We start from the raw sequence: 24156 nt of genomic DNA, 5'->3' as shown, positions 1-24156 counted from the left end.
TAAATCCTGAAAAAAAATTTATGAATGGAATATTACGGACGATGAGGATTGGTAGATTTAGAAGCTATTGTAGACAGATAAAGAACGAGTGTTTCAATGGGTGAAACACTCTGTTGATCCTTTTTTCTCAGTTTAATCAATGAATAGAGACTTAACTAACTTATGTCCATACATCTATACTAGCTCCATTCTTTCTGCCCCTCTACTACTTTTTATCCCACCGACTGTTGTATAAATATATTTATTTTTATTAATATTATCTTTTTATTTACAAATGAATGTTGATTTTATACAAACGAATGTTTGTATTTTTTCTTATTCTTTTTGTATAATATTAGTAGATGAAAAGGAAACATTCATACGATGACTGTAAAAGAAATTGAACTTATAAAATAGGAATGTTTATTGTAGCATAGTTATTCTAATAGCGATGCCAATGCGTAGACGAATATTCAAAACTAGAAGCTTAATAGGGCAGTTATGTTTTGGGATAGATAGGAAGTTACTAGGCATGTGACTAAACTATAGGAAAAGCGGAGTTATTCTACTAAAATAACTTGTGTTGTACTTTTGTTTATAGGATTTAACCGCTTTAAGAATTATAACAGTAGCGAATTATTCAAATGTCTAATTAGTGTAATCTATCTAGGATGCATAATGATAAACGTGTAGCAATTCAAGGCAGTGAAAAACTAAGGAGATAAGGTAGATGAATTCTAAAGCAGATGTAATTTTAGAAATATTTGAAGAGAAACTAAGAAAACATTATGGTACTAGTGCTATAAGGGAATCTCAGGTACAAATGGCATTAGATATTGGAGAGTTTTTGGAGTCAAGTAAACGTTTAATGGTTATTGAAGCACCAGTCGGAACTGGAAAATCATTAGGTGTGCTAGTTCCCGCTTTGGTAGATAGGAAATATAGTATGTATAATAAAAGAAGTTTAATGTATGCTACAGCGACAATTAACTTACAAGGACAATTAATGGGGAGTGAGATTCCATTATTAAGCTCAATAGGATTAGTGAAATATCCTATTATAGCAAAAGGAAAGACTCATTACTACTGTCATTATAGGTTTAAAGAACTGGAGAGAGGAAGAGAGTATTCTTTATTTTCTCCTCGGGATAGAGAAATCATGGAAAAATTCTACCAAACAAGTAAGACAGGTCAAAGAAGTGAATTAGAAGGAGAATATGGTTTTGATATAGAGGATGAGAAGTGGAAAAAAGTTGAGTTACCTATGAATTCAAATTGTAGAGATTGTTCACTATCGATGTTGTGTCCAACTATTGCACATCGAAGAAGGTTTAAATCGCCTGAAAATGATGTGGTTATAACCAATCATGATCAATTAATTACGTCATTTCTAACTGCGATGGATGAAGAGGGTATTTACGAACCAGTACTAAAAACTGACATGGGGATAGTAGTGATTGATGAGGCTCATGAATTTCTTGAGACATTTATCGGCCGTTTAGAAAAAACATTTACTATTTCTCATTTGAAGAAAGTAGAAAAATACATCGATAAGGATAAGTATAAGTGGACAAAGTCTATACATGAGTTGAGAAAGTGGATAGAGACAAACAAAGCAGATAATGAGAAAGCAGATACTGGTCGTTACATGCTTAATGATTCTGTACTTGCTATATTAAAAGAATTAAATCAAATTATAAATGATAACCTATTTCAGGCAAGCTTAAGGAAAGCTGAAATCTTGGATAAATTATCTAGTGTCCTTTATAGATTTACCCAGACAACTAAATATACATCTTGGATCAGTTTAGAAAACAATATGTTTCATGTCGTAGAAAATAATTATAAAGAAGTTTTCAGAAAAATGTTAAATCACATCATGAATGTAAATAAGGTTATATTCATGTCAGGGACACTTACTGTAAATGGGGATTTCTCCCATATTATGAATCAGTGGGATATTCGTCCTAAAGAAGCTATGACAAAAATTTTAAATTGTCCGTTTGATTATAAAAATCAAGCGCTTATATATATACCTGAAGGACTAGGCGATCCTAATAAAGATGAGTTTATAGAAAAAGCATTAGAAGAAGTACATAACTTACTGAAGATAACTGGTGGTCGAACGCTTCTTTTAAATACTTCTAAACATCATATGGATGGGATTTATACAGGAATTAAAGATAAACTGTATGATGATGATATTCCGCTTTATAAACAAGGAGAAAGTGGAGTTGAAAAACTAACAGAACGCTTTAAAAAAACAGAGGAAAGTGTATTAGTGGGATCAGGGAGTTTCTTTTCTGGGTTTTCGATAGCCGGTACTTCTTTAACTTCAGTAATCATAAATAAACTACCGTTCCCTGCTCATAATGATCCAATTGTAGAGTTAATAAGTAGGGGAATCAACAAAAATAATATATTTAATCAGGTTAGTTATCCAATGATGGTTAATAAGTTAGACCAAGCAGTCGGTCGTTTAATTAGAAGTATTGAAGATTATGGGATTGTTACAATACTTGATGAACGCATATATACAGCAAACTATGGTAAAAAGATTCAAGAATTGTTAGAGGGACATGGATATATATTGACAAGATCTTGGGATGAAGTGAAGTCTTTTTATGAAAAAAAATTAGAAAAGGGAGCAGAAGCTAAATATAAGCAATATAGTAGGTCATCCTTAATTATAGGGGATCAGTTGCGTAGGCCTAATAAAAAAGTGATTGGAAAGGAAAAACATATACAACAAAAAATCGAACAAAAAAGTGGAGTGTATATTTCTGGTAATATAACGAAAATTCAAACATCATTTCTAATAAAGGTATGTCAGGATAATGAATTTATGATTATTCTAAAGGGGAGTACGGAGCTCGTGTTTAAAGAAGTGTGCCGTATCCTCTACATGAAGGAGCTTCAGGTTAAGGAAATTATGAAGGATTTCCCGTATAGAAATGATACAGAAAAAGAGGAATTAAGTAAATATTTAGAATTAAAAGGAACTAGTAGGACTGTAGAAATGGTTCATGTAGAAAGGGTGGGAGAAAAAAAGCCAAAAATAATTAAAAAGGAGCAAAGAGAGTTTCTAAAGAGGCTGATTGAAAATGAAGGATTAGACATTTCAATTGGAAGGATAGCAAATAATGCTTATATATCGGTGTATAAAGAGTTATATAATAAGTGGAAAGATACAAAGTTACAGTATTTGAGAGAGTATTTCCCTTATCAAGATGAAGAAGAGAAAAGAGAATTGTCTACTTATCATGGGGGTGAGAGGAAACGAGTATATCCATTATGTGTAAAATTAGGATGTGACGGTACTTGTAGTGAAGAGCAGCATGGGAAAATTACTCAATATTTAGTTAATACTTATAAAGCTACACGAGTGCTTTATATGGAGGCTAAAGAGGTACATAGGATACAAATTGAACCAATAGAGATATTAGATTATGCTGAGTTTCGACCGGATGAACTTTTACAAACTGTTTAATTTTATATAAGAGAAAAATCATTTTTTTGCAATTTAGTGGATTTGACAATCCCTAACTGCATATACTATAATGATCTTAGTGATCAGGCCCATGTTCCTTCCGAGGACTGGGCTATTTTTATTGAGGTGAAAACTGACTTGAAACCTTTTCAAACTCATATTCAACAAATAAGAATCCTTAGAGGTAGAGGGTTAACTATTAAAAACGGCTCATATGCGATGAGAACTTTAGAAAATGAAGGATACTATAATGTTATTAATGGATATAAAGATTTGTTTTTAGTTCTGAACGCTAATGGAAGTTATGCAACCCCTGAACAATACATACCGGGTGCAACATTTGAGGAAATATACAAACTTTACATTTTAGATAGAGAGTTAAGAAATATTCTACTTAAATATTTATTAATATTTGAAAAGAGTGTTAAATCTAAAATATCATATCGTTTTTCGCAAAAATTTAAACTAGCTAATGCCTATTTAGACATGAAAAATTTCACTAATAATACTAATCAACTTAAACAAGTTCTTAAATTAATTACAACTTTATCAAATGTAATTACAAACCATTCAGATAGAAATGGCCCTATAAAACATTATTTAGATAGTCATCAAGAAATTCCCCTTTGGGTCTTATCGAATAATTTAACATTGGGTAATATTCAAAACTTTTATATGTGTCTAGATGACCCTTTAAAGGATCAAATAGCGCAAGATTTTTCGAAAATATACAAAAAAACATATACAGTGAATCTCCAATTGCCAAAGGATTCACTTATTGATGTATTAAAAACTGCTAATTTATTTAGAAATGTATGTGCCCATGAAGAAAGACTTTATAGTTTTAACTTAAATAGACCTGCAAGAAGTAGACATAATTCAAATCTACTTAATATTCCTAATCATTATCTTTCTGGAAATTTATTCACTATGGTTGCTTATTTAAAACTTGTAATTGCTAAAAAAGAACACAAATTCTTAATAAGTAGTCTTTCTCAATTGTTTAATAAGTTCCAGCATGATTTTACATCTATTAACTTCAATCAGATACTAAATCAAATGGGATTTCCACCTAATTGGAAAAGTCTATTTTAGTATATAGAACACAAATTTTATTAAAGTTAGCATAACTTTCAAATAAAATTTGATTAAATTAACTCCATTATCTTTGATAAATATGGTTTTGAAATAAAGTTCGATCATTTTTAAAAAAGTCTGATCGTTTATAATAAAGTTTGATCAAAAATCCTGTATTGAAGTGCAGGATTTTTTCTTATTCAGCAATCGGACCAGATTGTTGAAAAAAATAATAAATGTATATACCTAGAATTACTAGAATCATATTAACCATGAAAGGACCTATAAAGAAGTATTACATCAATTAAGATGTAGTTCCTATCATTAATGGATTGTAATCTAGTGATACATTACCACCTAATTTGAAATATAGACGAAAAAAATAATATAATGGTATATTAGGATTAAATTGTAAGACTTATCATTTTGAGAGGTGTGTTATATTATGAAGTTAAAAAAAGTTGTTATTAATAAATATAAAAGCTTTATTAATGAGCAAACAGTAGATATAGAAGATAGTGTTACACGGTTGGTAGGAAAAAATGAATCTGGGAAAACATCCTTTTTAGAGGCACTTGCAAAATTTAATTATTTTGAAAATGATCCAACTTTTAAATTTAATGATACTTTTGATTTTCCTAAAAATGAGTGGAAAAACTTTCAAAAATCTGGTGCAGATGTTGAAGTTGTTAAATGCACTTTTTTGTTGGATGAAAAGTTGATTGAAACAATAAATGCTGATATTGGGGAAGGCGTTTTTACTTCTAAGGAAGTAAGTTATGGTGTTAAATACAAGGGTGGCAGTACATATTACTTGGGAGCAAACGAAAAAAAATATATTACTAGTTTGCTTCAGAAATTCGATTTAGAGGAAGAGTTAATAAATATATTAAATCAAAGTAAAACATTAAGGGAATTAATCGAACTTTGTAAACAAAATGAAGAGGCAAATGCTATATTATCTTATATAAATGAGACAATTATTCCAAATTCATTTGAATGGGATAATCTTATCCAAGGTTATATTGCTAAACATTATATTAAACCTAACTTACCGAAATTTTGGTACTTTGATGAGTATTATTCTATTCCGTCCCGTATTAGTCTAAATAAGATGATGACTGAACAAATAGATGCGGAGTTTACAAAAGAGGAATTCAACACTGCAAAGGCACTTTTTGAACTGGCTAATATTGATATTGATGAACTAAAAGATGCCGATAGTTTTGAAGCTTTTATATCTGAATTAGAAGCAACCTCAAATGCTATAACAGATGAATTTTTGGAATACTGGACAACAAATACTAACCTTGAAATAAGATTTGAAATTGAACCTTTCATTGAGAAAAATGGTAATAATCAAGTTATTAGAGAAGATAAAATTTTAAATATTAGAATTAGAAATACTAAACACCGTGTATCATTGCCGCTGAAGAATCGAAGTAAAGGGTTTATATGGTTCTTTTCCTTTTTAGTTTGGTTCAGTAAAATTCAGAATGAAAACAGTGGGAAATATATACTCTTACTTGATGAGCCCGGATTAAACCTTCATGCTTCGGCACAGAATGATCTTCTTAGATTCATTGAAGAGAAATTATCCAATGACTATCAAGTAATTTATACAACACACTCTCCTTTTATGATTGATGCAACTAAACTTAATGAAGTGCGAACAGTATTTGATTCGATGGATCCGAAAAAGGGGAGTTTTATATCAGATGCTATTGAGGAAAAAGATTCTGATACATTGTTCCCGTTACAAGCAGCATTAGGATACGACATTGCGCAAAATCTATATATTTCGAAAAATAATTTATTAGTTGAAGGACCTGCGGATCTCTTGTATTTAACAGTTATGTCAGGTTTATTAGAAACTGAGGGTAGAACTGGTCTAGAAAACAACATTACAATAGTGCCGGTGGGCGGTCTAGATAAAGTTTCATCATTTATATCACTTTTCAGGGGAAGTAAGATAAATGTTGTTTGTTTATTGGATTCCTTTACTGACCAGAAGGGAAAGAAAAAAGTTGAAGATTTAATAATGCACAGAATAATAAAAGAAAAAAATATTAGATTTTTTGATGAATTTACAGATATAGAAGGTAGCCATTCTGATATTGAAGATTTATTTGAAAAAGAGGAATACATTAATTTGTTCAATATGACTTTTGATGAATATGATGACATTACTCTTGAACAGCTTGATCCTAAGATTAATCAAGTAATAAAACAAATCAATAAAATTATTGGTAAGTCAAGGTTTAACCATTATCGTCCTTCTAATAAACTTACTCAATTAGGAATGGATGCTAGTGACTTTTCCACTGGTACATTAGATAGATTTGAAAATATGTTTAAAGAAATCAACAAATTATTTTAAGATTACATTCAACTAAAGTATTCATTTCTTCAATAAGAAGATTATAGGTAGAAAACAATCAACCTTTTTTATAAAATTGAAACTTAAACCTACTGGAAAAAAATCTATTTTGATCAACCTTTATTCTAAAGAAATAATAAAAGAGTAAATAGAGAAGCATGTTTTGAAAAGAACATCATCAAAACATGCTTCTTATAAATTCAAAGTCACAGCTTTAATGCTTTACTTAACTTATTATAAATTCTTATACAAGAAATAAAGGGGAAGAGATAATGAATAAACTTTATTTTAATTACGTGTATAATCTCTCTTTTACGAAAAATTGAATATAGATAACAAAACGAACGTTTGGTATAATAAAAAAGTACCTAATTAAAGCAAAATATGGTTTTTAAATAGTTTTCTAACATTCATCAGTATCAGAAAAAGTAATAATTCTATATTAGGTTTGAGTAAATACTATTTTCAATTTATTGACTATATTATAATTTTATTTAATGTTGATTATATTTAATCTATTTCTAGAAGTGGTTGTTTATAAGTATAAATTATATTTTATGGGGGTTGATCCAATGGAACGTATAACAATTCCACAAGATACTGAAACGATTATCAGTACCTCAAGTAAAGGTGATCAATCTAAATGGTTAATTGAAAATAGATGGATTAAAGAAAATACTCTAGGTTACGAAAATATAGCCGAATACGTAGCATATCTTATATTAGATTGTTCCACCTTACCTAAAGATACTTTTGCTACTTACACTCCTTGCTTGATAGAAAAGCATGATGGAATAATTAAAGAAGGTTGCTATTCCGAAGATTTTCGTGGTTATCTTCAAGAAGTAACACTCGAACGCTTATTCGAGGCTAATTTCGAATCAACTGATGATATATTAAACAATGTTAGATACTCCACAGAAGACAAATTCAATTCAATTATGTATAAAGTATTTGATTTCACAGGATTAGATGTTTCTAAAGAAGTTTCACAAATGTTGGCCTTCGATGCTTTCATTCTTAATGAAGACCGTCATACAAATAATATATTGTTTTTATTGAACCCTGAAAAAGAATCATGGAAACTGTCTCCTATTTTTGATCATGGATTAAGCTTATTGTCAGATATAAAGGATTATCCACTAGAAAAACCATTAAGTATTTTAAAGAGAAAAGTAAAAGCAAAGCCTTTCAATTCTTCATTTTCTAAACAGTTAGCCTTGTATCGAGGTGAACCTTTTATTAAGCGGTCGTTATTACTAGAAAAGTTAAATGAGGCACCATACGAATTAGGCAGAGCTAAGGAAGTTGTACTCTCGCAATTACGAGATATGCAACTACAAAGACTAATAATTGACTAAGAAGGTGTTGAAATGATCGACTTTATGAAATTTGATGTTATGTTATTTGATGATATTATTGCTAACGTTGATTTAAAACCGCTTGAAAGTGATAAACCGTACGTAATTAATTATATAGAAGGATTTAATAAGCAATTTTCCCCTAATCCAGAAGGTTATATTACAAAAATAGAGTTGGAGAAATGGTTAAAGTGGCGTGTGTTTCCTGAAACAAGGGTCAATGCGGACCGGTTGCTGGCTGCACTTGGGCTAAACAGTTACAACCGCTGGGCAATTATTCGAAAAACTCATGGTGTTATGGCGGATGACGAGATTTGGTTACGCTTTAAAGGAGAAACCCTAAAACATCGTGATGTGACCTTACGTAAATCTCTTTATTATCCCGACGATAAAAATGATTTAAGCAATTAAAAGTTGCTTGGTTAAGTGAGAGCGTTTTATGCAAAATTAATCGATGAACGATGATTTGTTTTTGATAATGTACAAGAAAGTGAGTCTATTTTTTATGAAGAATGACATTATTTTAAATAAAATAAGCATTATTGAACGTTGTATTAAACGCATCAAAGAAGAATACGATCAGAATCCTGAACATCTAAAAAATTTTACTAAGCAAGACTCTATCATACTTAATTTGCAACGTGCATGTGAAGCAAGTATTTATTTGGCCATGTATATTATCGCTGAAGGGAAACTTGGTTTACCGCAAAGTAGCCAAGACGCTTTTACTTTACTAGAAACAGCAGATATTCTCCCCTCTTCTCTAGTTCAAAAAATGAAAGCCATGGTGGATTTTAGAAACATGGTAGTTCATGATTACCAAGAGATAAATTTGGTTATTTTACAACAGATTATTGAAATCCATCTTTTAGACTTTATAGAGTATACAAAAACAATACTTTTACGCTAATAAATAATAAAGTTATCATGTAAACAATTACACGTAAAAATTGTATTATACACGAAATTCGACAAAATCAGACAAAGTTAGGTGTTGTAAATTGGCTAATACTAGACAGCATCAGAAACATAAACAGAAATATAAAGATTTATTACGTCAAATGCCAGAGTATGTTAAAGATTACGTTTATACCATGGAGAATAATCATAGATCCTCTTCTACCCTTTTCAATTATTTATTAGATTTTAAAGACTTTTTTGACTGGTTAATTACTGAAGGAATTGCAAAAGTGGATGAAATTAAGGATATTCCCCATCAAGTATTGGCTGATCTACCACTCGATTTGGCTATAACTTATATCAGAAAGCTTGAAGATGAAGAAGTGATTGTATCAAAAGTGGAAACAAAGACAAGAGAACGGTCATCGGTTAATCGAAAAAAATCTGCTTTACGTTCCCTTTTTAAATACTTAACTACTCAATATGAAAATAGTGAAGGTGAGCCCCTTTTTCACCGAAATGTTATGCAAAAAATACCCGTTATTAAAGAAAAAGAGTCTTTAAATGCTCGAAGTAACAAATTAGCTAATAGTATCTTTCAAAATGATAGAGATATAGATTTTTTAGATTATATAAAAGCCAATTATGAGAATGAATTATCTCCAAAACAGAAGTCATATTTCTTAAGAGATAAAGAAAGAGACTATGCCATCCTCTCCCTTTTATTGGGTAGCGGTATTCGGGTGAATGAATTAGTTGAACTTAGGATACGAGATTTAAACTTTGATGACAATACCATAATGGTTATAAGAAAAGGCGGTAAACAAGATGTTGTTACCGTTTTTGATGAAGTCATGGAAGATTTACAAATATACATGAATATTAGAAAAGAAAGATATAAAGGAACCGATGCTGAACATGAGTATTTATTTTTAACTAAACGAAATAATGAGAGTTCCCCTATCACAATAAGAACTGTACAAGATTTAGTTAGAAAGTATACAAAAGCTTTTAATAATGGTAAGCGAAGCATGTCTCCACATAAACTTAGACATACCTATGCTACAAATCTAATGGATGAAACACAAGATCTGTCTCTTGTTATGGAGCAGCTGGGTCATACGTCAGAAACTACTGCCCTCCTTTACGTCCATACCAGTAAAGAAAAAGCTAAGAAGGCTGCTGAAGCACTTGCTGAGAGAAGGAAAAGATTAAAATAATAAAGAGGGAACTCTCCCGCTTTATTTGTAGAATTATTAATTGTCTTTAAATGATGCAGTTTGGAGTTGTTGAAATTGGATAAGAAAAATATAGAGAAATTAATTGATGAGTATGTGGAATCAAATAGCAATATATCAGCAATCTCCCTTTGTAGTCACCTTATAAATAATCATAAATATTCTAGTGACCTATATTCTACAGGTAGACCTAAGCTATATTTTGAAGTAATTCGCTATCTTGAAAAGCTCTCAAAAAGCGGGATTTTAGCAGCTGCTAAAAAAGACCGAGACAATTGTGAATATACAAAAGTTATGGAGATATACGAAAGTGAATCAGAGGTAGAAATGAAGAGTGTACAGGAAGAAGAACAGCTAACATTGTTTCGATAAAAAGAAAAGGCTAACTCGAAAAAGTCATTATTTAATGACCTATAGAGTCAGCCTTTTTAAAATGTTTAGTAAGTTTTAATTTTCATTAAAATCATATTTTCTACTTTTAAATCATTCTGCTACTTCTTTTGATTGCTCTTCCACTTCATTACCATTATCAGTTTGACCTGACTGTCGCTTTTCTTTAAGATCATAATATGCTTTTAAAGCTCTTGCACCAATTTCTTTATTTACAAGAGTACCAGCACTTGATACGTGTGGAACAACGACAGAAAAGGCAACTTCTGGTTTTTCGTAAGGGGCATATCCTACAAGTGTTACATTATTCGTATATATAGTATTTTTTCTTCCTTCAACCTTAAAATATGACTGTGCTGTACCTGTTTTCCCGGCTGCTTGGTAACCGTGATATGGAGCTTTTCCAAACACACTATAAGCTGTTCCACCAGTAAGGAAAACTTGTCTAAACCCTGCTTGAACCGCTTTTAAATCAGCGTCACTCATTGAAACTTTATTTAACACTTGGGGTTTAAATGGTTTAGACACGGGACCTAACTGTTCATCATCTGCCGGTTCGTGGATTTCTTTTACTAATTGTGGTTTGATTCGATAACCATTATTTGCAATGGTGGATACGTATTGTGCTAATTGCATAGGTGTATAACTATCATACTGTCCAATCGCAAGATCAAGGAATAAACCAGCTTCTTTACTAATCGTACTCCCTTCTTGTCCCCTTGTTTCGTTTGGAAGATCAATTCCAGTTTTTACACCTAGACCCAGTTGACTAAATGAATTTCGAAATTCTTGTACAGCTTCTGCTTTAAGGGGAACTGACATGTGAGCATAATACTCTTTACCTAACATTTTTAGAACCGTTTTAAACATATAAACGTTTGATGATTTTTTTAAAGCTCCTGCAATTCCAATAGATCCGATACTACTGGAAGCAGATCCTTTAGGTTCAGTTCCACTAAAATATAATGACTTCGGACCACCATCATAAAATACAGTACTTCGTGAAATAGCGCCTGATTGTAATCCGGCTAAAATAGTTGCTCCTTTTATAGAAGAACCCATAACATACTGTGTATTTACATTACCAAGTGCAAAGTCATTCATTTCAAATTTACCATTTTTGCGAACAAGCTGCTTTCCAGCCATCGAAAGAACTTCCCCTGTATATGGATTCATCATCACAAGGAATGCACGGTCTGCATATGGTGATCTAGCTTTCTCTTTACGAAGTTCTTCCTCAATAATCTTCTCAATTTCGATTTGTAATTCAAAGTCAATAGATAAAATTAAATCTTTCCCTCTTTCTCCTTCTGAGATCGTCTCTGTTTCTAAAAGAGTTCCACCCTTATCTGTTATATTTTTTATTTTTGCTTTTTTTCCATGTAATATATCTTCATAATAGAGTTCTAATTGGCTTAAACCAACACGATCATTCCGATTGTAACCGCGAGATAAAAAATAATCTAATCTTTCTTGTGGCAATCCATCCGTTGAAGAGGATACCTTCCCAAGCACAGAGCGGAAAATCTCCTTATGTGGATAATCACGATTCCAATCTGTTGTAATATCAACATTAGGTAAAAGAGCCAACTGCTCACTCACTTGAGAAAATTCATCCTCTGTAGCATTTTTTTTAATAATTTGTGGAGTAAGAGCATAACCGGCATTCATATTTCGGAAAATAGCGGCTATTTCAAGCTCTCCTTGAGAAATTTCTTTTAAATCTTTTTCAGTAATCCGTTCAATTTGGCGATCATAGCGATCTTTGTCCTCCAACTTTGGATCTTTTAATTCTTTCTCTGTAATTTTTTTTGCTGCTTTCTCTGGTCTTGTCGTAATCCAATAATCCTTCAAATCACGTTCTTTTACTTCAGTATCTTTTTCCTCTAATTCAAGTATTTTTGAAAGTCTTTCTGCTGTCTGTATCATCTCTTTAGAAGTTGTTTTTTGAAATTTTGTATATGTTATTGCGTTCATTGGTAGATTATCGACAATGACCAGTCCATTGCGGTCATATATTTTCCCACGTGGAACCGGATTACTTATAATAATATCTTCTGTTCTTTCTACCTCTTTTCTATAATCTTCCCCATACACGATTTGAACGAGGCCAAGCCTTAAAATAAGTGCAACAAAACAGATAAAAACAATAAAAAAGAATATATTAATCCGTAAATAACGCTTTTTTTTCAACTTGCGTTGTTCAGACGCACTTGCATCCTGCTCTGGCAAAATGAAATCTCCTTTCTCTCTTCTCTGGATTTTAGAGATAACGATTTCATAAGTAAGATTCCATAAATGTTAATTTACTTATAAAATGTTAAAATAAAGCATAATTAATTTGACGAAAAAAGAAAAAACTTGTTACATAAAATAATAGATAAATAAGATAAAAGGAGTGATTTTTGTTAAGAATTTATAATTTTACATGAAGGAATATTCTATATGTCTTTAGATGGTGGAGTTAATTACATATGAAGATATGACTTATTTTGATGTTACCTATTAATCATAATTTCTTTTAAAATGAAAGGTGCTTAAAAATCACCGTCAAAATTTGATCTCATCACATACAAAAAGCTATCGTTTTAAAAAATGTGACTGATCAAAACGATAGCTTTCTTCTTTATTTAAGTATTATTTTTGAAGAGTAAAAACTGTAATGATTAATTTCTAAAAAGTTTATTGTATTAGAGCCGGATTGTTAATTAACTTATCTAGAGAGTGTAAGTATTTTAATATCTTCTTCGTTAAAAACATTGATAACACTCACCTTATTCGGATCAAAATCCACCTTTTTTATAAAAATGTCCTGGTCCATTACTTCTTTATTTAAAGGAAACTTTTTCTTCTTATCTTCAATGAGTATTGTAAAATAACTACTTTCTGTAATACTGCTATTTAACTTTAATGCTATATAATTATGGTGCTTTCCCTTTAGAGGCAGAAAAACAATAGATCCTACATTCCTATCTTCACTTTTAACTACATCATTGAGTGAATATTCCATTAAACCAATATCCGTTCCATTTTCATATACGGAATAGATAAAATTATCTTCTGTATGAACATCTTTACTCTTATAATGTAGTTGTTTTATATACTCTATATAGTTTACGAGTAATTCACTATCCTTTTTAGTTTGACTGTAGCTATGATTATTGGAAAGCAATAAAACGGGGGTGATTACACCGATAATCCCAACCAGTAATAGAGATAATGCAATAAATAATTTTTTCATGAGTGTTCTCCTTTATAAGCTTCTCCCTCTTTAATCAGTTATTTCAAAACGATTATCTTTACAACTTTTTTCCTTCCCCATTTTAAGGCATCTGCTTTACTATGCATTAGAACGTCAATAATATGGCCTTTTATCTTTCCACCAGTATCGCCGGCTATTGCTTCTCCATAGCCTTCTACCCATACTTTAGATCCTAGAGGAATAACAGACGGGTCTACCGCAATTAGTTTTAGAGTTGGATCTGTTTTAATGTTATAGCCTAATTTAGTTATATAATTGTTATGATATGTTTCTTCCCATGAATAAGCAGTAGATTCTACATACATTTCAACACCGCTTACAGATTCTTCTGGTGGTGGTTTGACTTCATTAGCAGCAGATTGGGCTGCCAATTGCGCGCGCATTGCAGCTTCTTGTTGCTCCCGCTTTATTTGTTCATTAACTTGTTTGATTTTTTCTTCAATCTCTTTTTTATTTTGTTCGGCCATTTGAATTTGGTCAGTCAGTAGTTGATAATTCGATTGAAGACTTTTTATATTAATCTTCTTCTTATCCAGCTGCAGCACCATTTCTTTTTGTTTAGAACGAAGTTCATCTTGGATAGACTCTAAGATATTCTCCTGATCGCTAATTGCTTCCTTATCTTTCTGAATTTGTATTAAATTTTCTTTTTGACTCTTAAGAATATCGTTATCAGCTCTCATTAATGTATTAATAGCAATTATCCTCTGAAGAAAATCATCAATACCTTTGGAATTTAATACTGTATCAAGAACTATATTGACTTGATTATTTTCCTGAAGGGTTATTATCCGCTTTTTCATGATGTTGTATCGTACCAAGGTTTTGTCCTGTAGAGTTATTATTTCTCGTTTTTTCTCTTCTATCGATCGTTGAACTTGTTTGATTTTTTCAGTAATCCCGCTTATTTCTTCTGATTGAATATTGATAGACTCTTGGACGACATTCAGCTCGTCCATAATGCTGCTTATTTCTTTTTGGATTCCTTCTTTTTGTTGTTCCTTTTCGACAACGGACCGCTCTTCTTGAAGCAATTGCTGTTCATATGGTTCTGTAGCGGACTCAGCTCTTGCGGTAGGTGCATTAATAGCAAGAAATACAGGGATTAACATTAGCGTAATGGCAAGGGATCTCTTATACATGGTTCTCTCCTTAATGATGAAAGCAAAAAAAGGGAAGCACCCTAAATCGTGATAAACTCACTACTTAGGGTGCTTCCCTTTTAAAACTATTCACTTGTTTATATGTATATATTAACAATGGGAGGATTTTAAAGCAATGAGTTATTAGTTCAGAATGAATCCCATTGTTGCTAGTATTTTGAAAAAACTTCTTAACAGTCTCAATTCATGTGATTCTGCGGGATAAAAATACGATCCTAACAGCCGTATATACTGTGGTAGAGTCGGTTAGGGTCGTAAAAAATTAAAAAGAAAGGGGTATTTCTTTTACTCCTCTCACTATCATCCCTGGTCTCCATTCCAGTTCCTCTCTATCAATCGCTAATTTAATATTTGGGAAGCGTTCTAAAAGACTGCTGATAGCAATTTCTCCTTCTAAACGGGCAAGCGGCGCACCAAGACATAGATGAATTCCTTTCCCAAAAGCAAGGTGAGGACTTTTCTCTCGAGTAATATCAAATACCTCTGGGTCTTTAAATTGATAGGGATCATGGTTAGCTGAATTAAGAGCAATAATAACTAAATCTCCTTTATTTATTGATTTTCCCTTAAATTCAAAACTTTCACGTGCCCATCGGGAAGTACTGAATTCGACTGGTCCATTGTACCTCAGTGATTCTTCAATAGCTGTACGTATCAATTCAGGATTATCTTGCAATAGCTTAAGCTGCTTAGGGTGTTCCAATAGGGAAAGAATAGTATTGCCAATCAAGTTAACTGTAGTTTCATGCCCTGCAATAATTAGAAGTGACACAACTCCATATAATTCTTTCTCAGTTAATTTTTCACCTTCATCCTCAGCAACAATAAGTTGGCTGATTAGGTCTTCTCCAGGATTTAATCTTACTTTAGCAAACCGTTCCCCAAGGTATTCGGTAAATTCCTGCATATGAATAGCTATATCTTCTGCATGCTCCCCATTAGAACCTTCGATTAATGAAGTAGTCCATAGTCGAAACTTGTCACGGTCTTCTGTTGGAACACCAAGAATCTCACATATTACAATAATCGGTAAAGGAAAAGCAAAATCATCAATTAAATTTATCTTATTGTTATTAGAAACTTTACTCAAAAGCTCATCAGTTATTTCCTGTATGCGCTCTCTCATTCCTGTTACCATTCGTGGAGTAAATGCCTGTTGCACAAGCCCGCGTAATCTTTTATGATCTGGCGGATCGGAAAAAAGCATATTATGAGTGAAAATACTTTCATGTTCCATCTTCCCACCAATTAGTTTAGAAAAATCTTTAATAAATCTAAGATCCTTCAAAACTTCAACAGCATCTTCATATTTTGTGATCATCCAGCCATATTGGCCATCAGGAAAGAGTGTTTTACATATAGGGTCTGTATCTCGCAATTCAGCATAAGTACGATATGGATCTTTCGTGAATTCCTTAGTAAATAAATTGTTATTTGTTTTATTACTTGAATTCATATTTGAAGTCTCCTCTCGAATATAATTCCATCATAATTTTAGTACAACCAATCGATTTTCCATCACTATTTAGAAAATTATCTTAGGAAGATTGTTAATATTCATGAGTATTGATGTTTTGCTTGCGTTTCCCTTTTACTATCAACATTACATTAACCTTCCTATTATTCTATATAAAGTTATTTAGTAATGTTGAAAGTAACCCTTCAATACTTTCATACTCATTTGGTTTACAGACACACTATTCATCTTTACTTTGTATTCCCCAAACTACTCTATTCTTTAAAACTCTTTTTATGAAATTTTTATATCGATTTTCAGAATTTATAGTTAAGTCTAATTGTATTTATTGTCAATTATAGGTTAGAAACTGGAAATTTTCAAACTCTAACTTCTTCTTTTAATGTCGCCATAGGAAGTAAGAATAGAAAAGGAACCAAATTCATTTCTGAATTGAACTGCACCCCAATTGTTAGACAAAAAAATCTAACGATTGGGGTGCAGTTCAATTTCGATTAAACATTAGTTTACCAATTGATATATCTACAATGATAATAGCAGAAATTTGTCGCTATTATCGTAATATTTTCTCCTATGTCTTCATGATAAAATTCTTCTGACCCTGGGTTGTCATCACAACATTCTTAATCACTTTAATGTGATTTAAGTGTATTAGGAACACTTTCCCCTTCGATAATCTTAATGTTATATGTCATCGAATGTATAACTAGATAACTTTTTGTACAAATCAATTAAATTCACATATTCTATTTCTTCTGGAAAGTCATCTGCTTCAACACACACAGCAAGCTTGTACCCATCTGCAATGGAATACTGTTTGAAATAATATTTTGGGTTGAACTCACCTCTTTTGATCTGAATATCATCTGAATGATATTTTATTACTGTGAAAGAATTTAAAGGAATTGACATTCCCTTTCCCACAGCGTTACGAACAAAATCTTCCAGATTTATAGTAAGATCAATTTAATCTTTATTCTGTAAGAAGTTTGGTTTAATCAATCGAGAAATTAACGGGATGTTAAATTGTAAATTACCCCAATCGATTGGAGTGACACAGACAACACCTCTTCTTCCACTCACAAGAAGTTGTTCAATTGCCTTTTTACCTAACTCGTTGGAGATAGAACCAAACCCCATTGTTTCAGCAGGCTTTACTGCTGAATGGCGTTTAGCCATTCCGCCGTCTGACCATGCTCCCCATTGCACAGATAAGACAGAATCTCCTGCACGAGACCACTTTAGTGCTAGTGCATCCAGTGTTGCATTAGCTGCTGCATAGCTTCCCTGTCCCGCAGAACCGAAGGTTGCAGCGACAGAAGAAAACAGAAGTAAAAAGTCTGGTGGCATAAATGTGTCATGTAAATAGCGAGCACCATTAACTTTAGCACTATAAGCTACCTGTAACTTCTCTGAAGATTGATTCTGTATGGTTCCATCACTTAGCACACCTGCGGTGTGCACAATACCACGAACAGCAGGCCACTTTTTCCTTTCCCGCCAATCCTTAACAGATAAAACATCTACTTCTTTTGAAACATCACAACTTAAAAGTTCTATATTTGCATGCTTACGTAGGTTAATAAGTTTGTCTTCAACTTCTGTCTTCATGGAAGACCTAGAAAGCAATACTATATATTTGGCACCTCTTTGAACAAGTAAATCTGCGGCTACTAAACCTAGCGCCCCTTGTCCTCCACTGATGATGTAGCTTGCATCACCTCTGAGAGATAATTTTGTAGAAGATTCAATATGTGTGCAACGGCGCAACCGTGAAACATGAATCTTACCATTTTGATCACTTAAAAATTCGTCTTCTCCTGAATTCTCGAAACACTGGCCAATAGCATTCAGAAGATATTGAGTATCTTTGTATTCTAGACATTGTGTTCGAATTTCAGGATTTTCAAGTCGGAACGTGCGTGAAAGACCCCACAATCCAGCATCATCAGTGCTTTCAGTTTTTGTTGCAAAACAAATTTGCTTAATTTGACTATCTGTATTGCGCCCTACTGCTTGTAACAACCACAGAGCAAGATTAACATCTTCTTCATGACCAGCACTCAACATTGCAACATGTGTCCAAGCTTTTTGAGTGAGTATAGCCTCTAATTCCTTTTTATCGCTAACCTGAACCGCATGCCAACTTTGAGGCAGTCCTATATTGATCTCGTCCCTTGAAATCATTAAATATGACCCTAGTCCCGAAGAAGGTTCAGAACCCGCAGAAGGTAATGATACCCATTCTGTTTTAAATAGAGACTCCATTAGATCATTTTTATCTACAGGCTTTGTAGATGGTTCAGTTATTACAGGGTTATTCCAAGGTAACGATACTGAACGGAAAAGAGGAGCATTCGCAGAGCTACTCTCCTGCAAATTTGTTGAACTTGAACTTACAAGACCTGTATCCTCTTTAGACGCTGCTACTTCGAAATTAGAATTAACAACTTTAGTTGTAGTTTCTCTAGTAGGACTTTCTTTTTCCCAAGATTCCACCAAGACATGAGCATTAGTCCCACCATAGCCAAATGATGAAACAGCCGCAATAAGAGTATTATTATCTTCATCAGATCTAAGATCCACTGATTTTGAAGAAATTATAGCAGCAAAATCGTCTAGATTAATTTTTGGATTCAAAGTTTTAAAATGTACATTTCCAGGAGCTTTACGATGTCTTAATACCTCAATCGTTTTTATTAACCCTATTATCCCGGCAGCACCTTCTAAATGACCTATATTTGTCTTAACAGATCCAAGCACAAGTGGTTTAGAGCGTTGATAACCCAGTACATTCTTAATTGCCTCAACTTCAATAAGATCGCCCAAAGGCGTTCCAGTTCCATGACATTCAATATAATCAACATCACGTCCCTCAAGACCGGCTACATTAAGAGCTTGCTTAATCACTGCTTCTTGAGCATGACCATTGGGCACTGTTAAGGCAGCGCTGCGACCATCTTGATTAACTGCTGAACCACGAATCACTGCTAGTATAGGATCCCCATCTGCCTGTGCGTCACTAAGACGCTTTAGAACGACCGTACCTATCCCTTCACCACGAGCAATGCCATTTGCAGCGTTATCAAATGTAGCGCAACGACCATCCACAGAGAGCATCCCTGCTTGAGATGTGGTCACATATGCATCAGAACTTAATATTAAATTCGCGCCACCAGCTATTGCCATATTACAAGAACCGTTACGTAAATTAGAGACTGCTGCATCTACAGCAACTAAGGAAGACGAACAAGCTGTATCAATAGTCAAACTAGGCCCTGTAAGATCTAAGGCATAGGAAATACGATTGGAGGTAATAGCGGGAGCTACACCTGTTCCTGCATAATCTTTAGAATAATCAAAACACGTCATCCAATCATAATTCATCTGTCCTATAAAAACACCCGTGACTGAACCCATTAATTTACTTTTATCATATCCTGCATTATGACAAGCTTCATACGCTACCTCGAGAAGCATACGTTGCTGGGGGTCCATACTCCTTGCTTCAGCAATTGGGATTGAGAAAAAATCGAAATCAAACTTTTCTACATCTTTGATAAACGCTCCACGATTAGTGTAACTGCGTCCAACTGCATCTGGATTAGGATCATAGACCTCATCAATACTAAAACGAGATAGTGGAACGTCTGTTACACAATCTTTTCCTTCCAAAAGCATGTCCCAGAATTCTTCAGAAGATGATACATTTCCTGGTAATCGACATGCTGAGCCTACTATGGCAATTGGTTCCATCATATTGGCAGACGTTGGACGTTCGAGTGCTTTACGCTCGCGCCTTAGACCGTTTCGATACCCTACAAGCTTTTCTATGCTCGGGTAATTGAATAATAAGCTGTAAGGAAGTTTAGAATTCCACATGCTGGATAGAATATTAACTAATTGTATAGCATGTAAAGAAGAAACTCCTTGCTCAAATAAGCTTTTAGAGGGATTAAGAGAGTCAGTTGGAACCGAAAGTAGTTTAGCTACTTGCTGTAAAATGAGAATAGACTCACTGTTACTCACCCCAAAATTATTGCCATTACTGTTTTCATCACTGGACATAGAAATTTGACATGGACATTCCTGCATTGCGCCAATCACGTATGATTCTTGCATCGGAGTCAAAGGAAATGCATTAAATTCGCTATCTTTTTCCAGTACATCAGATCCAATAAAAGTTTTATTTTCTTCAATAACGGATATTCTTTCAGCTACTTGTTTAATAGTTAAACCACTAAGTATCTGATACGTCGGCTTTGGTTCGAGAAATCCACGTACGCGTGTAAGCGTTAATGAATCTAATCCTAAAGTTCCAAACAATTTATGAGACAAACGCTCAATCTCTTCTGGTGGGTATCCTGTATATGATGCTAAAAGCTCAAACTTACTTTGTACCAAACTTGAAGACAATATAAATCCTCCTCATTCCCTTTATATATTTCGTCAAAAGCTTATTTGAATCAATTTCATAATTACTTCCTTTAAAAATGTCTAGAGTAACCCTAGCCTATTTTGTGACTTTTTTAAAATTAAGCTGCTCTTTTTCCTATTTGTTGTTTAACTGAAAGAATTCCTTAAGCATTTACCCTTTCAACCGCGGTTCTCTCGGCAAATAGGTTTTTCTATTTTTCAGAACCACGTGCTGAAGCTTTATACTTTCGTAAATCGGATTCAATCTTTACCTTGTATATTTTTTGGGCATAAGGAATCAGAGGCCAATGGGCAGTCTTTACACTCTTTTGGTCGACAATATTTTAGGGTTTTATATTTTTATCGTAACTATCGTAGCAATAAGAATGCTCCCTAACACATGTTAGTGCGAAATAGGAGCCTTCCTAATCGTCTTTTCATGTGTCCAAAGCCGTTCAACCGTCCATCCGTGATCATTGGTAATTTTCAATCCTTTCCCCATTCTTACCCGCTCCTTTATTCGTTCTATTAGGAACAATATGGACAGAAAAGTGGAGACTAAACATGGCGGAAAATCAAACGCGATTTATATAGATTCTAGGACGGTTTCATTTTCTGATTGATTAATAAAAACTCATTTATTCGACTAGTGGTTTGATCAGATTCTTTCAAATCAGTTACGTATATCATTTTCGAAAGATTAATCACTTCTAATTAATTGAAGATAAATGCAAGAATACTAACGTCGAAGCAAAGAAGAATTACCTCCATGAACATATATTAAATTTCCATATATGTCAAATATTAAAAAATATATAATATATATACTTTTTTTCATATATGTCTACTTTTTTACATACATGTAAAAAATTTAATAATTATATGATAAATACCCTGATATTAACATAAATTAAGATAAAGTACTCTAAATTAAACATTATCTTTTTATTTAAAGTGCCTGGTGCTAGAGGGCTCTGGTGCAAAAATAAAATAAAAGAGAATAAAACATATGTCTTTCTGATGGAATCGTATCTTATTCTGTAAGCTCAAACAATTGATGGATGAATTCCTCCTGATTTTGAACAGACTGATCCCGTGAATCAATCTGTTCTTTTTTGATAATATGCATAGCTTGCGCCCCTAAAAGAATGGATGTAGCTATGTTAAAAGATTTGAATCCTAACATGGAAAGGACTCGTTTCTTAATAAACTGATGATCCTGTTCCACGATGTTGTTCAGATATTTTATTTGCCTTATTTTGATGACTTTAGGCATCTTTTTTCTTTTGTTAATTCCTAAATAGCTACTGGATAAGCTGGATTTTTATCGACTGTAATAACACGAGGTTTGAAAACATGATAAGAAGCCAAGGCTTTCTAAAAAAAGAACTTGGCTGATGTTACGTTTCTCTGTTTACTCAAATAAAAATCAATGGTGTTTCCTTTGGAATCTACTGCACGATACAGGTACATCCACTCTCCATGAGTCAGTCGTTTGCTTGAGATGACGACTGATTCTCTTATCCGACTCAAGTCCATATTGATGAAACCAACGCATAATCGTTGTGTGAGCTACCGACAGCCCTCTTTCTTCCATCATTTCCAGCAAATCATGAAAACTAAGATTGTACCGTAGGTATCATCTTACCGTTAATAAAATGATGTCAGGCTGATAATGCCTCTATTTGAATAAGTGCTCCTTTTACATACTGATCAGAGACTTTTTTATAGTCATAACATCACTATGTCCAAGAATCAAAGATTACTTGTAATTATTTTAAAGTTTTTGCATCAGAACCGGGGATTCTATGAAAAAGATCCATTATGGAAACCAGTTTCAGAAAAGGAAGCAAAACTCAGTGAAACTAAAGTTGTAGTAATACAAATTGAAGGAAATGTTTTGGTAAGTGGGTTCAAAGAATCTATGAAAATTATTGAATTTATAGATGAATTTAGTAACTTTCTTGAAAGTAGGGGATGGTCTTTTGGTAGTGAAATCAAACAGGTAAGTCCACCAATAAATAAAAAGTAATCATTTTAAATAAAATAATAAATGCTATTCAACTAATCTATTCCATTAGTTAAATAAGACTTTAAAATTCTAAATCATTGATTTATATACCTCTAGTTAACATAATTCACATTATAAACAGGAAAAGGATCTTCCCTTGTGAAGTGAACCCAAAAAGTTAGACACATGTTTTAAGCAGTTACTGAGGAATGAACTCTGTATTGGACGGGGCTCATTCCTTTTAATTTTCCTTTAATTCGTTTGTGATTGTAATAGTAAATATACTTCTCTAATTCGGAAATGAAATGTTCCATATTTTCAAATTTTTGATCATAAAGTAGTTCAGACTTTAATAAGCCAAAGAAGTTTTCCATGACGGCATTGTCTAAACAATTCCCCTTACGGGACATGCTTTGTGTAATATGATTCTTTTTCAATAAGTGCTGATATTTTTTCATTTGATAATGCCATCCTTGATCAGAATGAAGGATTGATGAATCGTCCTCATGTAAACATTCAAATGCTTGATCTAACATCTTTTTAACGAGGGAAAAGGCAGGTCGCTTTTCAATATTGTAAGCAATAATTTCTCTGTTAAAAAGATCAAGCACAGGTGATAAGTACAGCTTTTCCCCAAATAAATGAAATTCTGTGATATCTGTCACCCATTTCTCATTAGGCTTTGAAGCTTTAAAATTGCGTTTCAGAATGTGAGGAGCGATTTTTCCCACTTTCCCACGATAAGAACGATATTTTATCATACGTACAAGACATTTTAAACCTAATTGATTCATTAAACGACGTACTGTTTTATGATTGATCAAATAACCACGATTACGCAATTCCAGCGTGATACGACGATAACCATATAGGCCTCGTTGTTCATGAAAGATCTGTTTGATGACTTCTTTAACCTCTTTATATTTATCTAAACGATTCATTTGTTTTACCCAGTAATAATATGTACTACGTGGAATACCAGCGACTTTTACTAAATCAACTACCTTAAATT

Annotated in this window: 16 protein-coding genes and 2 pseudogenes; 9 read left to right on the top strand and 9 right to left on the bottom strand. The window is 32.8% G+C overall.

Translation table 11 applies throughout. The annotated features are described in order from the left end of the window. Nucleotides 1-709: 709 nt before the first annotated feature. The 8 genes from BFA01S_RS11470 (at nt 710) to BFA01S_RS11435 (ending at nt 10797) form a co-directional block, all read left to right on the top strand. Complete coding sequence (locus tag BFA01S_RS11470) at nt 710-3469, top strand: ATP-dependent DNA helicase (protein ID WP_066230155.1); 2760 nt, start codon at nt 710-712, stop codon at nt 3467-3469. A gap of 36 nt (nt 3470-3505) precedes the next feature. Continuing rightward, nucleotides 3506-4564 (top strand): Abi family protein, encoded by a 1059-nt coding sequence (locus BFA01S_RS11465; RefSeq protein WP_235843013.1) that lies wholly within the window; start codon nt 3506-3508, stop codon nt 4562-4564. A 427-nt stretch (nt 4565-4991) separates the two neighbouring features. Then, nucleotides 4992-6926, top strand: coding sequence for an AAA family ATPase (locus tag BFA01S_RS11460; protein WP_066230148.1), 1935 nt, complete (start codon nt 4992-4994; stop codon nt 6924-6926). 572 nt (nt 6927-7498) lie between these two features. After that, nucleotides 7499-8287 (top strand): protein kinase family protein, encoded by a 789-nt coding sequence (locus BFA01S_RS11455; protein WP_066230145.1) that lies wholly within the window; start codon nt 7499-7501, stop codon nt 8285-8287. A 12-nt stretch (nt 8288-8299) separates the two neighbouring features. Further along, a complete protein-coding gene (locus BFA01S_RS11450) occupies nt 8300-8698 on the top strand; it encodes a hypothetical protein (RefSeq protein ID WP_066230142.1) in 399 nt (132 codons plus the stop codon). 94 nt (nt 8699-8792) lie between these two features. Beyond that, nucleotides 8793-9197: a type VII toxin-antitoxin system HepT family RNase toxin gene (hepT, locus tag BFA01S_RS11445; RefSeq protein ID WP_066230137.1), complete on the top strand. Its 405-nt coding sequence runs from the start codon at nt 8793-8795 to the stop codon at nt 9195-9197. Nucleotides 9198-9288: 91 nt separating this feature from the next. Next, nucleotides 9289-10407, top strand: coding sequence for a tyrosine recombinase XerS (gene xerS / locus BFA01S_RS11440; RefSeq protein ID WP_066230134.1), 1119 nt, complete (start codon nt 9289-9291; stop codon nt 10405-10407). A gap of 75 nt (nt 10408-10482) precedes the next feature. Continuing rightward, entirely contained in the window at nt 10483-10797 is a 315-nt protein-coding gene (locus tag BFA01S_RS11435) for a DUF3895 domain-containing protein (RefSeq protein ID WP_066230131.1), read from the top strand. Between the two features lie 111 nt (nt 10798-10908). On the opposite strand, the gene BFA01S_RS11430 is transcribed toward BFA01S_RS11435, so the two are convergent. The 8 genes and pseudogenes from BFA01S_RS11430 to BFA01S_RS11400 all read right to left on the bottom strand — a co-directional run bounded on the left by BFA01S_RS11430 (nt 10909) and on the right by BFA01S_RS11400 (nt 22796). Further along, on the bottom strand, nt 10909-13047 hold the full coding sequence (locus BFA01S_RS11430) for a peptidoglycan D,D-transpeptidase FtsI family protein (protein WP_156483613.1): 2139 nt from the start codon (nt 13045-13047) through the stop codon (nt 10909-10911). Nucleotides 13048-13528: 481 nt separating this feature from the next. Further along, nucleotides 13529-14056, bottom strand: a complete 528-nt coding sequence (locus tag BFA01S_RS11425; RefSeq protein WP_066230129.1) for a hypothetical protein — start codon at nt 14054-14056, stop codon at nt 13529-13531. Nucleotides 14057-14094: 38 nt separating this feature from the next. Further along, nucleotides 14095-15219, bottom strand: coding sequence for a 3D domain-containing protein (locus BFA01S_RS11420; RefSeq protein ID WP_066230126.1), 1125 nt, complete (start codon nt 15217-15219; stop codon nt 14095-14097). Nucleotides 15220-15502: 283 nt separating this feature from the next. After that, nucleotides 15503-16696 carry a cytochrome P450 family protein gene (locus tag BFA01S_RS11415; protein ID WP_066230122.1) on the bottom strand — a complete coding sequence of 398 codons (1194 nt, stop codon included), beginning with the start codon at nt 16694-16696 and terminating at the stop codon, nt 15503-15505. A gap of 705 nt (nt 16697-17401) precedes the next feature. Next, nucleotides 17402-17641 carry a hypothetical protein gene (locus tag BFA01S_RS22845; protein ID WP_169800474.1) on the bottom strand — a complete coding sequence of 80 codons (240 nt, stop codon included), beginning with the start codon at nt 17639-17641 and terminating at the stop codon, nt 17402-17404. A 42-nt stretch (nt 17642-17683) separates the two neighbouring features. Further along, a complete protein-coding gene (locus tag BFA01S_RS11405; RefSeq protein ID WP_066230116.1) occupies nt 17684-21133 on the bottom strand; it encodes an SDR family NAD(P)-dependent oxidoreductase in 3450 nt (1149 codons plus the stop codon). Nucleotides 21134-21275: 142 nt separating this feature from the next. Beyond that, a pseudogene (locus BFA01S_RS21925) lies at nt 21276-21549 on the bottom strand (IS5/IS1182 family transposase); the annotation flags it as partial. Nucleotides 21550-22166: 617 nt separating this feature from the next. Next, a pseudogene (locus BFA01S_RS11400) lies at nt 22167-22796 on the bottom strand (IS6 family transposase). An 81-nt stretch (nt 22797-22877) separates the two neighbouring features. On the opposite strand from BFA01S_RS11400, the gene BFA01S_RS11395 reads away from it, so the two are divergent. Beyond that, entirely contained in the window at nt 22878-23165 is a 288-nt protein-coding gene (locus BFA01S_RS11395) for a hypothetical protein (protein WP_066230113.1), read from the top strand. Nucleotides 23166-23335: 170 nt separating this feature from the next. Here the strand turns inward: BFA01S_RS11395 and BFA01S_RS11390 are convergent. Then, a partial coding sequence (locus tag BFA01S_RS11390) for an IS3 family transposase (RefSeq protein ID WP_066230111.1) occupies nt 23336-24156 on the bottom strand: 821 nt, incomplete at its 5' end.

The sequence above is a fragment of the Metabacillus fastidiosus NBRC 101226 genome, from assembly GCF_001591625.1.
Classification (GTDB): domain Bacteria; phylum Bacillota; class Bacilli; order Bacillales; family Bacillaceae; genus Metabacillus; species Metabacillus fastidiosus.
This window is presented reverse-complemented; position numbering and strand designations above follow the sequence as displayed.

Coding starts and splice junctions, on each gene's coding strand:
- BFA01S_RS11470 (WP_066230155.1), top strand. CDS start 710: ATGAATTCTAAAGCAGATGTAATTTTAGAAATATTTGAAGAGAAACTA.
- BFA01S_RS11460 (WP_066230148.1), top strand. CDS start 4,992: ATGAAGTTAAAAAAAGTTGTTATTAATAAATATAAAAGCTTTATTAAT.
- BFA01S_RS11455 (WP_066230145.1), top strand. CDS start 7,499: ATGGAACGTATAACAATTCCACAAGATACTGAAACGATTATCAGTACC.
- BFA01S_RS11450 (WP_066230142.1), top strand. CDS start 8,300: ATGATCGACTTTATGAAATTTGATGTTATGTTATTTGATGATATTATT.
- hepT (WP_066230137.1), top strand. CDS start 8,793: ATGAAGAATGACATTATTTTAAATAAAATAAGCATTATTGAACGTTGT.
- BFA01S_RS11425 (WP_066230129.1), bottom strand. CDS start 14,056: ATGAAAAAATTATTTATTGCATTATCTCTATTACTGGTTGGGATTATC.
- BFA01S_RS11420 (WP_066230126.1), bottom strand. CDS start 15,219: ATGTATAAGAGATCCCTTGCCATTACGCTAATGTTAATCCCTGTATTT.
- BFA01S_RS11415 (WP_066230122.1), bottom strand. CDS start 16,696: ATGAATTCAAGTAATAAAACAAATAACAATTTATTTACTAAGGAATTC.
- BFA01S_RS11395 (WP_066230113.1), top strand. CDS start 22,878: ATGTCCAAGAATCAAAGATTACTTGTAATTATTTTAAAGTTTTTGCAT.